Origin of the sequence: Vibrio sp. HA2012, assembly GCF_002812955.1 — a bacterium.
Taxonomy (GTDB): domain Bacteria; phylum Pseudomonadota; class Gammaproteobacteria; order Enterobacterales; family Vibrionaceae; genus Vibrio.
Genome location: NZ_PFXK01000002.1, coordinates 359746 through 372727, shown reverse-complemented (window position 1 = coordinate 372727; position 12982 = coordinate 359746). Strand labels below are relative to the sequence as shown.

The window sequence follows — 12982 nt, the reverse complement described above, 5'->3', positions numbered from 1 at the left end:
ATCCCAAATAATACGTATACTTTTATCAGACTACCGAATACTCTAACTGTATGGCATTCTTGATTTATTAACGGGACAAGCAAGTATCTATGTTCACTTCCAGACTCTGGATCAAAAAATATATCCACTCGCTAAGAAGATTTAACCACAGTGCACTGATCCTTCTGGCATTTGCCGGCGTGATTCTGTCCAGCTGGTATCTGAATAAATTAGTCTGGATCACACCACTAATTCTGGGAGTCATCGCTGCAGCACTGACAGAAACTGACGATAATCTGAGTGGGAAACTTAAGGCTCAAGGTCTGACACTTGTCTGTTTTACTATTGCAACCTTTTCCATAGAATTTCTATTCAGCCACCCTCTGCCCTTTGCTATTGGGCTGTTTACTTCCGCCTTTGGCTTTATCATGCTGGGAGCTATTGGTCCCCGCTACGCCACTATTGCATTCGGCTCACTGCTGATTGCCATCTATACCATGCTGGGTGCAGACGAAAACCAGCATTTATGGTATCAGCCGTTTCTGTTACTTGGCGGAGCGGTATGGTATTACCTTATGTCCATCATCTGGTATGCACTATGGCCGTTAAAACCGGTTCAGGATAACCTTTCCCGTGTTTTCGAACAGTTATCTGCCTATATGGATACCAAGCGAAAACTCTTTCATCCGGTATCGGATCTGACACCCCAGCCTTACCGTATTCAGGAAGCGAATCTGAACGCAAAAACAGTTTCGGCACTCAATCAGTGTAAAGCAACTTTTCTCTCCCGTTCAAAACGCGGACGGGTAGATGGTCCCAGTGACCGTTTCCTGAATATCTACTTTCTGGCTCAGGATATTCATGAGCGAGTCAGCTCCACTCATTACCGTTATCAGGAACTGGCTGAAGCTTTCAGCCGTTCTGATATTATGTTCAGATTCAAGCATATGATGGAATTACAGTCAGAATCATGCCAGATGATTGCCAACTCTATCCGGGAGGGGGAACCATACCACCATAATGAAGCCTCAACCGCAGCGCTGGATGAACTGAAGAAGTCTATACAATATCTGGAAGCACAACAGAATCCGGAGTGGAAAGCACTTCTTCTGCAGCTTAACTACCTGTTTGAAAACCTGCTCACCGTTGAAAAACTTCTTTCGAATGTCAGTAATCCGGATGTAATAGAAGCCATCGAGGATAACGAACTGAGCAATACAGATCCGGGTAATATTACAGCCATGTGGGAAAGAATCACTGCAAACTTCCGGCTCAGTTCACCACTATTCAGGCATGCGCTCCGAGTCTCCACAGCTTTGACGGCTGGTTTTGGCGTTATCCAACTGATGCAGGTAGACAGAGGATACTGGATCCTGCTGACTGTGCTGTTTGTATGCCAGCCAAACTACAGCGCAACTCGTCAAAAACTGGTTTCCCGTATAGGAGGAACCGTTACTGGATTGCTGATTGGCGGACTATTACTAACACTGTTCCCGTCACAGGCCAGCCAACTGGTTTTTATTGTCCTTTCTGGTGTAGCATTCTTTGCTTTCAAAGAAAATAACTACAGCTACGCCACTACCTTTATTACAATTCTGGTTCTGTTCTGCTTTCACCAGATTGGAGAAGGCTACGCAGTGATCCTGCCGCGGCTTCTCGACACGCTGATCGGATGCCTGCTGGCCGTTGGAGCCGTAACCTTACTTTTGCCTGACTGGCAGTCAGGTAAGCTATCGAAAGCAATGGCGACATCGATAACAACAAACCAGCAGTACCTGGCACAAATTATTGGTCAGTACCGTATTGGAAAAAAAGACGACCTTCACTACCGTGTTGCCCGGCGCGATGCTCATAACAGTAGTGCCGACCTGAGCTCTATTATGAGCAATATGCTGACCGAGCCGGGCAGATACAGAACTTCAGAAGAGGACAGTTTTCGGTTCCTTACTCTGAACCATGCATTGTTGAGTTATATTTCCGCGCTTGGTGCTCACCGAACCCGTATTGACAGCCAGGGTACGCACAAGCTGATTCTGGATACCCATAGGATGATCCACCAGCATCTGGACGTACTCAACCAGCAATTATCCGGAGCCAGCCCGAATTGTGTTCCGGATATAGATGAAAAAACGCTTGAAAAACGGCTGTCGCAATGGCGGGATGAGGATGATAATTCCGTCAGGATGATCCTGCAGCAATTGCATCTGATCTACCGAATGATGCCGGAGTTACATGCACTGGCAGGTAAATTTGTACCCAAAGTCAATGATCAGCAGGCAGAACTTTACCCCGCTCAACGTTGAATTTTTGAACAAAACGGATTAGTCTTAAAAGAGGTGTAAAAGGGATCAGTATTATGGCTATATCTTCTGTTCAGTCCGGCTATTCGCTTATGCAGCAATCTCAGTCGCTTGCCCATCAGGCAGCAAGGGATATTGCTGAGCGTTCTGCTGACAGAGGCTATGACCGCTTTGAGCAAAAACAACAGGAAGAACGTCTTACTGATAAACGGGCTGAAGAAGAACAATCTGCTCAGCGTAATACCGCCGATTCCGGAGCGACAGCTAACGATACCCGTTCAGATCAAGGAATGAATTTCAACCGGCTGAATACCGATCCAAATGAACCTCATACCAGAGCGAAAGAACTTACCCAATCACACGTGGACTCTTTACTACAACTGAATCAGGCTAAAACCTATAATCAGGTCGGGGCTAATGTGGTTCAGCGTTCTAACGACATTGTCGGTACTATGCTCGATACCCACGTTTAATCACCTTTATGCTTACTCCTGCGATAGCAGAAATCGTTCTTTCAGGTAACAAAATGCTTCGTACAGCGCCTGTTCTTTAATTGGTTTAACAATCACATAGTCTGCACCAGCGTTAAGAAACTCATTCCTGGTCAATTCGTACCCGTCTGCTGTACAGGCAAAAACCGGGGTCGTCAGTTTCAGATTCCTGCGTATAATTTGGGTTGCTTCCACCCCATCCAGATTCGGCATTTGGTTATCCATCAAAATAACATCATATTGATGCGTTTTAAGTTTATCCAGAGCCACCAGTCCGTCTTCTGCCCAGTCCACATGCATCGCGTACTTTTCACAAAAGGCTCTGGCAATAAAAGCATTCGTCCGGTTATCTTCAACCAGTAACAGCGACAAAGATCGATCAAACAGATCCCGATAATTTGTTTGGCCGTAATGTACGGAGTCTTCCTGCGGCTCATCCACCAATTCAACAGGAATAGAAAGTATAAACTGAGAGCCGGTTCCAACAAGGCTCCTTACCCGGATAGTTCCCCCCAGCAGCGCCACAAGATGCTTAACAATTGTTAATCCCAAACCACTGCCACCATATTCACGTGTGGTCGTTTTTTCCGATTGTTCAAAAGGCTCAAAAATACTTTCCAGCTTCTCCGAAGAAATTCCGATCCCTGTATCTCCGACAGTAATATTCAGGCATTTGAGTTGTGCTTCTGTTTCCTCTTCTGATACGAAATCAGCCGCATTATCTATCAGTTCAAACTGTACCGATACACGACCTTTATGCGTGAATTTCACAGCATTACTCAACAGATTATGCATGATCTGATTTAACCGGACTTTGTCATTGTTCAGATAAATATGCTCATCGACGGTATTGATAATGATAAATTCAAGATCTTTTTCCCGGCAGAGAGGACGATAAATGCTATCAACCGAGCTAATCAGAGATGTAAAACTGAACGGACTGAACACAATATTAAATTTCCCCTGCTCCAGCCGGGAGAAGTCCAGAATATCATTCAAAACCGTGAGAAGATGTTCACCACTCTGACAAAGCACGTCCACTTTTTCACTCTGATCCGGCTGAGTCACAGACTGTTTTAGCAATTGGGAAATACCCAGAATACCATTCAGAGGAGTTCTGATCTCATGGCTCATTTTTGCCAGAAAGTCAGCTCTGGCCTTTGCCGATTTTTCCGCCTCCATCCTAGCCAGATTACTCTGCTGCTCGGCTTCTATCAGCGTTGTTATATCCTGTCCCTGAGTAATAATCGAATGCACACCGCCTTCCAGATCAATCGGTGACAAATTCCAGCGATAAATCGTTTCAAACACAGAAATATTCATCCCGGTGATACTGGCTCCCTCATTAATCATAGAGAGCTGAGGCCGGATTTTGGACTGAAAACTCAGAAATTCCTCACTATAAAACTCCCCATGTCTGTCAAAGATCCGTTCTGCGGCGGGATTCATGCGGATCACCTCTCCTTGAGAATCCCAGACAATGATCGGAGAGAGGGAAAAATTAAACAAATCCTGAAATGAGCGCTCTTTATCCCTCAAATCATTAAAAGTTTTTTCCAAAGTCCTCCCAATATGGTTGAATTCTTTGATCTTTGAGCCGGAATACGTCATCGATTTTTTATCGTAAGAGCAGCCCTGAGCCAATTGCATCAGCCCGGAAAGTTCACCAGCAACCCGTTTTTGAATAAGAAAACGAGCCAGCAGCGCGGCCAGAAAAACCGAGACAACATAAAACAGCAGACTGATTTGATAGTTATATTCCAGAGACAGAATATTAGCATTATCCTGCATGGCATAGACAAGGAGCGGAGTCTCGGCTCCTGCGATATACAAGGGTGTCCGGCTATATAGATATTTATTATCCAGAGGCGACCGGAACTCCGATGACGAATTCAGCGCAGCAATAAAGTTGTCTGAAATCTCTCCCGTTGAAGCAACCGGAAGATTACCTACCGTCAATATCACATGACTGACATCACTGGCGATCTTGAACTGTTCCAGCAAAGCAAGATTGTTATTCAGGACAATTCCGCCATACAGCTTTCCGAGGATTTCGCCACTGCGTTCATCCACAACCGGTACCCGACGGACTAAGAGATGAATAGCACGTTCGCCTGTACCTGCACGCACATAATGCCATTTATTATAAAAAGTAACACCTTTGCTCAGTTGCTCAAGCTCTGCTTCATGCAGACCGAAAAAAGGAGCATTGCCATCATCCCAGAGAATATGGTGTTGCCTGGTTATAAAATGAAAGTCGAACACCATATTCGTGTCCGTTTTTTCCAGATGAAGGAAATAGCCATCCAGCCGTTTTTCTTCATGTCTGACAAGGTACTGTTGCAGAGCTGTATTGCCGGCAATATTATTTTGCAGATGTTTTCCTTGCGCCAGATGGGTATCAAACAGATTCTGCAGAAGACTGGAAGTCTGATGCATATTGCGGAGCATTTCCTGATTAACCGCCCGGGTGGATATCTGATAGCTAAATAACAAAATCATCGCAGTCAACACACTGAAGACAACAAAAATCGAGCGAACCGTAATATTCACCAGTGAGTTACGTTTTTTCACTGTCTCGTCGCCATTTATCATTTGTCTGAATACCTGAATGCCTGTTTTTTTAGCTGAGCTATTCTTTTTTTCTCACTTCCTGCAGGCAGGATCTCGAAGCTACCTGAATAAACGGTCGGTACAGGTTTGCCTTCCAGATCCCATTTAATGGCTTCGGCCATAGCCACTCCCGTATCATCATTCATGCGCATCACAGTAACTGCCAGTTCGCCCCTGCTGATTGCTTCCAGCTCAGCCGACCCTCCCCCCCAGCCGTTAACCCTGATGTCAGTTCTCCCTAAACTTTCTAATGCCTCCACAGCGCCAAGGGCTACATCTGTGGAACAGGCATAAATAAAGTCCAGTTCCGGATACATACCAACCAGTTTATGCGTTGCCTGATAAGCACTTTCTTTATTTGCCCGGGTATAATATGAGGATTGCAGATAGTATCCCCCGGCCTGATTTAAGGCATGCACAAATGTATCCCCCCTTACATCGCTGATATAGCCAGGTGAAAAATAAAGCAAACCATAATAAACCGGAGCCGAATACACCGACTTGATATATTCGGCCAGTAAGCGACTTCCGGTAGCGTGATCAAAGCCGACATACATAAAAGGCTGATGTTCTGACCACTCGACGACCGGCGTGGTGATATTCTGCAGTATTAATTTCGTCTCTGAGTTATACAACACATGTTCGATAAACTTCTTGTGCCGTCCGGTATCCAGAGTAAAAACCAGATAGTCTGCATGACTGCTCAGTGCGTCATTTAAAAACTGGCTTTGCTGATCTATGTCTGCATTTGGACGGGTGAATATCTGCGTTATCCGGTAGTCTATACTCAGCTCATCCATTCTTTTTCTGAAAGCAACGATATTTCTGCGCCAGTAGTCAGAGACCTGATCCCCGGGATAGATCACGGATATATTAACCACCTGTTTTTGTTTCACGGATAAAGGAACCGGCGCTGAGTTAACCACACCAGCCAGTTTTCCTGTCAGCCGGTTCTGCTCGGGAAAGTGGTCAAGAAATTCCCGGTATCCCCAATATTCGCTGAGTACACTAAAATGAACCGGAAGTGGTGCTGAAAATGCGGGAAAAGAACACAGGAAACTGAAAAATATGCTCTTAATAAGATGATTTCTGAAGTTACGCTCAATCATCACGCACCTGTAGTTAAGTGATTTATTAATATATTCGAATGGCCTACATAATGAATGGTAGTAATGAAATATGCGAATGCCACATAATCATGTTCATTATGTGGCATTGAATAGGTCTGAAATCAGAAATTAAAAAGTAAATGCCAGACTTAATGTAGCACCATATTGGTTATCTCCGGCATAACTACCAGCGAGATCAATATTGACCACATCAAACGGACTGATACCAATACCAGCAGTAACACTATTATCCAGATTACTCAGCAGATCAACTTCATATCCGGCGCGTAATTGCAGCCAGTCCCATGCATTACCTTCAACCCCGAAGCGGAGGAATTGAGTATCGTCAAAATCATCATCCAGACCGGATATATTTAGATCTTCAAAACGAGTCTGTCTGGTCAAATCCAGATCAACCGATGCAGTAAAGAAGCGAGAGATATATGCGCCGCCAAGAGTAGCCTGAGGGGCCAGTTCATAAGTTCCATCAATGTTACCCGTCGTATCTTCAACATCAATAGATTGTTTAAACAGATCTTTCACCGCAAGACCGACACGCCAGGTATCTTTTTGCCAGAAGGCACCAAGATCCAAGTTGAAGGTACTCTTACTCTGTTCACTCTCATCATAATCATCAATGTCATAGTCCCTTATACTAATGCTCTGTGCATAGGTTTTCAGACGCTGAAATTTTGGTGACACCCCAAAGGTAATTTCCTGACCTGCAACCGTATATGGTTTGGCCAGTGCAATACCCACTTCCGTATAGGTAAATGCTAATAAATTAACTTCAGAATTGTTGTATCTCGTTAATGGCGTTGAATCATCATCGATATTTGTATCGACAGCCAGCTCGGCATAACCTGCAGCAAATAAGTTTGCAGCAACGTATTTATTCGGAATCGCCACAGCAATACCAGCACCGGCATTTACCGACACAGGGGCATTATCACTTAACTTATCCAGATAGCTGTCTATTGCCGTTGTATCAGAAGGAGTATCTTCAACAATATCCTGCAAATCCTCGATATCTGATAATGTGTCATCATTATCATTCACTGTCGCCTGTAACGCGGGCAATAATAAACCGACATCATCATTCTCCCGGTAAGCACCGGCCAGAGCCGGGTTATAGAATGGAGCCAACAGATAATCCGCTGACGCTACACCTGTATTCCCCATAGCATTGCCCCGTCCGTCTGCCACTTTTGCTGCAGAAAATGCCGTTGCAGAACATAGCGCCAGAGCAATACCCACTGCCAATTGTTTTTTAATTATCATAAGAATAGACCACTAGTTTAAATAACATGCATGATCAAGAATATGCAGAGTTTCGGAGGTTAGCAAGAAAAACGCTAAGATGCAGGACTAACTGAGAGCTACTGGGTAGCCGACACTACCTTATTCTGCTTCTGTATCAGAGTTTCCTTTTTCTGCTTGGTCAGTTTCTTTATGGATGCTTCCAGTTTTAGTGCCGCACTTTTGCTGTCGGTTTGCTGTGTCCAGACCAGTTGCAGAGGGCCTTTTCCACGCAGAGCCTTTGCTCCACGCCCGCTTTGATGAGTTTTAAATCGCCGATCCACATTGTTACTGATGCCGCAGTACAGGGCATCAGTACGGGTTCTGATCAGATAAACCCACCAGGCAGACTGTTCTTCTTGCAGTGACATTACAGCAGGCTTTCCACCAGTTCCCGCAATTCCGCCATATCGGCTTTTAGCTGAGCAACCTCTAATTCAAGTGCTTCCATTCTGGATTGTCCAGATCCGTTATATACTGCAGCCGTCTCATCAGTAGTCAGTGTACTGATATCGACTTCACCACAAAACTGATGCATATAACGGGACTCTCTTTTACCGGCTTCCCTCGGCAATTTCACCACGAGTGGAACCGCATCAGAATCATCCGCCAGCTTTTCCAGAACAGCTTCTACTTCTTTTACATCACTAAATGAGCACAAACGATTGGTACGGGTACGGATTTCACCGGGAGTCTGAGCCCCACGCAATAAAAGGCAGCAAATTACACCACGTTCCTGCTCGGAAAACTGCAAATCACCAAATTCTGTGTTACAAAAACGATGCTGATATTTAGCGACCCGACTGTTAAAACTACTCTCATCATTGACCAGACGGCGGGCTATCAGGGCATCAACCGTATCCAGCACCTCAGATTCAGAAAGAGACATGACCGGCTCTCGGTTACTTTTCTGATTACAGGCAGTTGTCAGACTATTCAGGGTTAACGGATAATGATCCGGTGTCGTTACCTCCTTCTCAATTAAACAACCAATCACACGTGCTTCAACTGGGGACAATTCTATACTCATACTCGGCTCTGCTCCGTTTTGTTCTTTTTTTATTCGTTATGAATACTGTTTGGGTATCCGCTTTCTACATACTATATCGCCTGAATAAAGAAAGACAATGGTCCGGATAATGTTGAAATAGATGCAGGAATAAGTTTAATCATTATCTATGGTTTGCTATGCTTTAGCCATTGCATATCAATGGATTAATAGTTAGGAATCGAGACATATGAACAGCGTATTTGAAATTGTCAATCTGGCGCGTCAAAAGAATAAACTAAAGCGTGAACTTCAGGATAACGAAAAGAAAATCCGTGATAACACTAAGCGTGTTGGCCTGCTGGAAAATCTGCTTGATTATATCAAGCCTGAAATGAGTCATGATGAAATCCTTATGATTATCAAAAACATGAAGGGTGACTACGAAGACCGTGTTGATGATCATATCATCAAAAGTGCTGAAATTTCTAAATCGCGCCGTGAGATCAGCCGCCGTATCCGTGAACTGACCGAAGAAGATAAAGCCACAACGCAAGGCAAACGCTGATTAAATATCAGCTGATAAAATACTCTCGAACCCGCTTTATGGCGGGTTCTTCATTATCTGTAATCTTGCTCATCCTAGTAGAATCAAGGCCTAACATACCTGTTTATACATACTGTTATATCCATATTTACAGTAAAAGTGGTCAAAATGTGGATCTCAAAATTGCACTGTTTCAACTGCGTGTAGAAATCGTGTAGGCAGCAAATTCAGCTGATGAAACAGCTTTATGATGATATTGACTCAAAAATGACTGCATTTAAGCAACGAACAGTCTTTAACTCTGAAATCCTACGTCAACGAACCATACTAAATGCTTAATATGTAACATTAAACTTAGGTATATTTTTATAAAAATACCGTTGAATGGTAAAAATTCAACGGCAACTAATATTCTACAGAATGACTTGAGAACTGAAATTAATATTCTGAATCTCGTAATACTCGTTCGCCATAAATACCATTCTTAGGAATAGGAGTATAGCTAGAGTTAGAAGCTCTCATTACACGAATACCTTCAGCCCCTGCCTGACGTGCAGAGATAATGTCTCCGTCCGCATCACCATAATAAATTTTGATGTCATTTTCTTTGATATATTTGGCTTTGGTATATTCTTCTCTGCTTGACCCGGCAAAGATCACATCGTGCATCTCTTTGATATCAAAAGTGCTCTGTAAATATTTTGTTGTGAAGTCACAGTCAGAGCCGGTACGGCCAGTGATAAAGTAGATTGAGTCACCACGTTTCTGGTGCATATCAATCAGTTTACGAGCAATTTCTTTTGGACGGCTAAAAGCATCCCAACCACAGTTAGCTTGATCCCAAAATTCCTGATTACTAAGGTAAGAATAGCCACCTGGAGAAAACATTTCCTGACCACGGTAAAATACTGGCGTACTGAACAATGTTGTATCATCAATATCGAAACCAACAGCAATTGCTGGCTTATCTCCCAGTTCTTTGGCTAGGTCTTCTACAGATACCATATTTAGATCTGACGGGATGCCAGATGATAACATTTCGATTGTTGAATAACCTTTATGAGTACCAGAAGTCTTTGGATCGGCACTGACATTGGCTGAAATAACACCGCACAGTAAAACCGACATAGCAATTATTGTCTTTTTCATTTCATTTCCTTATCAATGGGAACTATTTACTTTCATGTTCACAGAATTGATGAATGCTACTCACTAGCATTCATAAAAAAAGTGATCACATTCAAATAGTTCTCTTAGAAACGAAATTTTATTGCATTTTTATTACAGAAATTTTTAAGATCACATAAACGATCAAAAACACAAAAAAACGATCTGGGATGATCTCTATATCCCCAATCTAAAACAGCCATTGATTCAGTTCCCACAAGGCTGTGCTCAAATAACCCGACCGAAACTAATTGCGCCTTAGATTGCGCAAAATTGCAGTACTGAATTTTAGTGCCGTCTTGCCAAATCGACCCGAGTACTTTCCTTAATTAACTTTGCCGATGCGTTATTGGAAAGAAAAGTGGGGATCTGTAACTACGGGAAATACAAGCTGACCAACGCTCGGGTAGAAGCAGGAAATATCTCAATTGGCTTACTCAGAAGAAGAGCTAGAGGTGTGAGAGATACAGATTATTTTAAATTGAAAATCAGACAAACATCAGTTCCTGATACTCACTCAACTTTTTACCCAAATATCAAGCTCACCTAAGCGGAGAAGAACCATTTATATAAGGCGAATAATCGTGAATAGCATTTGCATTGGATAAGTTCATCGGTTTAGACAAGGTGGTCAAGTGGATACAAGAAAAAATCGGTAGCTTATGGAACGGCATTAAAAATGCTCATCAACATTCATCCAGATGCGCTCGTTCCCGATGGCTGGAGATCTAATATTGGTGCAGCCGGTAATCAGGTAGATAACCTCGCCATATCCCCCTGAAAAAATAAAAACGTTTGCGTAATCGCTAACCTTCAATTTATCGCCTTCCCGCTATTTTCCTCTCAGAGAACCCCTGCTAATATTGACTCAGTTCACAAAATTTGTGTTATCAAAAACCATTCGGGGCATGGAGCATCCTCGCTTATCTCACGAAGAGAAGAATTGGTACCGACCAGACTCGGCAACTAAAGAGGAGAGAGTAATGGAATTTAGTATGGTTGAAATGATAGGTTACGCTGCATCAATTATGGTGGCAATTTCATTAAGCATGAAACATATTGTGGCATTGCGGGTTCTGAACTTGGTCGGTTGCTCACTGTTTATTGCTTACGGTCTGTATGTCGGTGCACTGCCGGTTGTTGTCGCCAACAGCTATATCGCCTGTATCAACCTGTATTTTCTGTTCAGACAATATCAGGAAACAAAAGCAGCCAGTGCTGATGGTGTAAATGCCTGACCCCTGAAACAACTCACAAACAAAGGCTCCGGATTACCTCTGGAGCCTTTGTTTTTTACAGAGAAATCACTCAGGTTAAATGAACCAGCGATTTACCTAACAGCCATTCCAGTTCTTTATCTGCCTTTTCTCCATATTGTTCATCCATCATACGATATAGCCGGTTCATCCCATTACGGGCAAATGAGTCCGCACAATCAACCATCACAATATGATGGAACAGCAACCTCAGAATCGATGCAAACTCCTGATTATTCAGCGCAACCAGCCAGCTTTCAGAGAATGCCTTTAACCCGTCACACAGGTTCAGGTGCTGAATAAATTTTTCATGTATACGTTCATCAAGTGCCGAAACAAAATCGGTCTTTTTAGGAAAATGATGGCTGATCCCTGTTCGGGATATACCTGTCTGCTGGCTTAAACTTGTATAAGACATTCTGTCATATCCCAGCCGAATCAACTGGTCAATAACCGCATCCATAATAATTCGAATTGTTATTTCGGTATCTTCTTTACTACGTTTTGGCATACTACACGCTCTTCTTTATTAACCTTTATTCTCCCCGTTCATCTCTTTTCTATTATTCCGTATAGCAGCAAAAGCTTATTTACAAAGCGACCGGGTGTGTTGCCTGTCCTTTCGGACTTATCATCGAGTCACACACTCATCGGACTTATACCGAGCCTATAGATTCATAGCTTCGGTATAATCGTTAAGATAAATAAATTTAACCGGTATATTTTACACGATCTATCGAGCAGCCAAATGCGTAATACAAACAATGTTACAAAACATCCCCCATAGAATGGGCAATTGTATATATCTTCGGCAAGGACTACGCTTCTAACAGAAAAAGCTAAAATAATTTGTTGCCTGAGCAGCAGGGGCTAAGATAATCTAAGTGCTTTGTAGGAGGAATGTTATGTCAGAAGAAAATCAAGTCTGCAGTACCGAAGATGGTGTTTGTGAAGCTTGTGGGTGCAGCGCAGAAGTTGGCTTCATTATCAAAGAAGGTGATGAGGTTGCCGAAGTATCTTTATTTGGTGAAGAAAAATCCCAGTTAGAAACAAAGTTTCAGGATTATATTACTCTGGCAAAACAAGTGAATGCTAACGTAGAGTATGATGTCACACCCATGGCCGATGATGCAAAAGAACTGCATGCAAGGTTCAAATTCGAAGTCAGCGCTGAAAAACTGATTTTTGAGTTGAAAACCCGTTCACTTCGCTAATCCGTCAACACAGTTCTGT

The 12982-nt window shown here is 43.1% G+C and carries 12 protein-coding genes and 1 pseudogene; 6 read left to right on the top strand and 7 right to left on the bottom strand.

All coding sequences use genetic code 11. The features are described 5' to 3' along the window. The first annotated feature begins 89 nt into the window (after nt 1-89). Both yccS and CSW98_RS05530 read left to right on the top strand, forming a co-directional pair. Complete coding sequence (gene yccS / locus CSW98_RS05535; protein ID WP_100799460.1) at nt 90-2282, top strand: YccS family putative transporter; 2193 nt, start codon at nt 90-92, stop codon at nt 2280-2282. A gap of 53 nt (nt 2283-2335) precedes the next feature. After that, on the top strand, nt 2336-2752 hold the full coding sequence (locus tag CSW98_RS05530) for a hypothetical protein (RefSeq protein WP_100799459.1): 417 nt from the start codon (nt 2336-2338) through the stop codon (nt 2750-2752). Between the two features lie 12 nt (nt 2753-2764). Here the strand turns inward: CSW98_RS05530 and CSW98_RS05525 are convergent, their stop codons facing one another. From CSW98_RS05525 to CSW98_RS05505, 5 genes are all read right to left on the bottom strand, one after another. Next, entirely contained in the window at nt 2765-5365 is a 2601-nt protein-coding gene (locus tag CSW98_RS05525; protein WP_100799458.1) for a LuxQ periplasmic sensor domain-containing protein, read from the bottom strand. Continuing rightward, the gene (locus CSW98_RS05520; RefSeq protein ID WP_443083652.1) at nt 5362-6462 is read right to left on the bottom strand and encodes an autoinducer 2-binding periplasmic protein LuxP; all 1101 of its coding nucleotides are present in this window, start codon (nt 6460-6462) and stop codon (nt 5362-5364) included. The genes CSW98_RS05525 and CSW98_RS05520 overlap by 4 nt, the downstream gene beginning before the upstream one ends. Before the next feature lie 159 nt (nt 6463-6621). Next, nucleotides 6622-7773 (bottom strand): conjugal transfer protein TraF, encoded by a 1152-nt coding sequence (locus tag CSW98_RS05515; RefSeq protein WP_100799456.1) that lies wholly within the window; start codon nt 7771-7773, stop codon nt 6622-6624. Between the two features lie 98 nt (nt 7774-7871). Beyond that, nucleotides 7872-8162: a GIY-YIG nuclease family protein gene (locus CSW98_RS05510; RefSeq protein ID WP_100799455.1), complete on the bottom strand. Its 291-nt coding sequence runs from the start codon at nt 8160-8162 to the stop codon at nt 7872-7874. Then, nucleotides 8162-8821, bottom strand: coding sequence for a YceH family protein (locus tag CSW98_RS05505; RefSeq protein WP_100799454.1), 660 nt, complete (start codon nt 8819-8821; stop codon nt 8162-8164). Before CSW98_RS05505 ends, CSW98_RS05510 begins: the two co-directional genes overlap by 1 nt. A 208-nt stretch (nt 8822-9029) precedes the next feature. On the opposite strand from CSW98_RS05505, the gene CSW98_RS05500 reads away from it, so the two are divergent. Next, nucleotides 9030-9347, top strand: a complete 318-nt coding sequence (locus CSW98_RS05500; protein ID WP_100799453.1) for a DUF496 family protein — start codon at nt 9030-9032, stop codon at nt 9345-9347. 417 nt (nt 9348-9764) lie between these two features. Here the strand turns inward: CSW98_RS05500 and aphA are convergent, their stop codons facing one another. Next, the gene (gene aphA, locus CSW98_RS05495) at nt 9765-10475 is read right to left on the bottom strand and encodes an acid phosphatase AphA (protein WP_100799452.1); all 711 of its coding nucleotides are present in this window, start codon (nt 10473-10475) and stop codon (nt 9765-9767) included. Between the two features lie 310 nt (nt 10476-10785). On the opposite strand from aphA, the pseudogene CSW98_RS05490 reads away from it, so the two are divergent. Next, nucleotides 10786-11043, top strand: a pseudogene (locus tag CSW98_RS05490) (transposase); the annotation flags it as partial. A gap of 433 nt (nt 11044-11476) precedes the next feature. Then, on the top strand, nt 11477-11731 hold the full coding sequence (locus tag CSW98_RS05485) for a YgjV family protein (protein ID WP_100799451.1): 255 nt from the start codon (nt 11477-11479) through the stop codon (nt 11729-11731). A gap of 70 nt (nt 11732-11801) precedes the next feature. Here CSW98_RS05485 and CSW98_RS05480 read toward each other — a convergent pair whose 3' ends face one another. Continuing rightward, entirely contained in the window at nt 11802-12260 is a 459-nt protein-coding gene (locus tag CSW98_RS05480; RefSeq protein WP_100799450.1) for a TetR family transcriptional regulator, read from the bottom strand. 394 nt (nt 12261-12654) lie between these two features. Here CSW98_RS05480 and CSW98_RS05475 point away from each other — a divergent pair, with 394 nt between their 5' ends. Further along, a complete protein-coding gene (locus CSW98_RS05475; protein WP_100799449.1) occupies nt 12655-12963 on the top strand; it encodes a YfcZ/YiiS family protein in 309 nt (102 codons plus the stop codon). Nucleotides 12964-12982 lie beyond the last annotated feature (19 nt).

Excerpts from the sequence above, each read along its gene's own strand:
- CSW98_RS05480 (WP_100799450.1), bottom strand. The coding sequence starts at position 12,260 with ATGCCAAAACGTAGTAAAGAAGATACCGAAATAACAATTCGAATTATT.
- CSW98_RS05505 (WP_100799454.1), bottom strand. The coding sequence starts at position 8,821 with ATGAGTATAGAATTGTCCCCAGTTGAAGCACGTGTGATTGGTTGTTTA.
- CSW98_RS05500 (WP_100799453.1), top strand. The coding sequence starts at position 9,030 with ATGAACAGCGTATTTGAAATTGTCAATCTGGCGCGTCAAAAGAATAAA.
- CSW98_RS05525 (WP_100799458.1), bottom strand. The coding sequence starts at position 5,365 with ATGATAAATGGCGACGAGACAGTGAAAAAACGTAACTCACTGGTGAAT.
- yccS (WP_100799460.1), top strand. The coding sequence starts at position 90 with ATGTTCACTTCCAGACTCTGGATCAAAAAATATATCCACTCGCTAAGA.
- aphA (WP_100799452.1), bottom strand. The coding sequence starts at position 10,475 with ATGAAAAAGACAATAATTGCTATGTCGGTTTTACTGTGCGGTGTTATT.
- CSW98_RS05515 (WP_100799456.1), bottom strand. The coding sequence starts at position 7,773 with ATGATAATTAAAAAACAATTGGCAGTGGGTATTGCTCTGGCGCTATGT.
- CSW98_RS05475 (WP_100799449.1), top strand. The coding sequence starts at position 12,655 with ATGTCAGAAGAAAATCAAGTCTGCAGTACCGAAGATGGTGTTTGTGAA.
- CSW98_RS05485 (WP_100799451.1), top strand. The coding sequence starts at position 11,477 with ATGGAATTTAGTATGGTTGAAATGATAGGTTACGCTGCATCAATTATG.
- CSW98_RS05510 (WP_100799455.1), bottom strand. The coding sequence starts at position 8,162 with ATGTCACTGCAAGAAGAACAGTCTGCCTGGTGGGTTTATCTGATCAGA.
- CSW98_RS05530 (WP_100799459.1), top strand. The coding sequence starts at position 2,336 with ATGGCTATATCTTCTGTTCAGTCCGGCTATTCGCTTATGCAGCAATCT.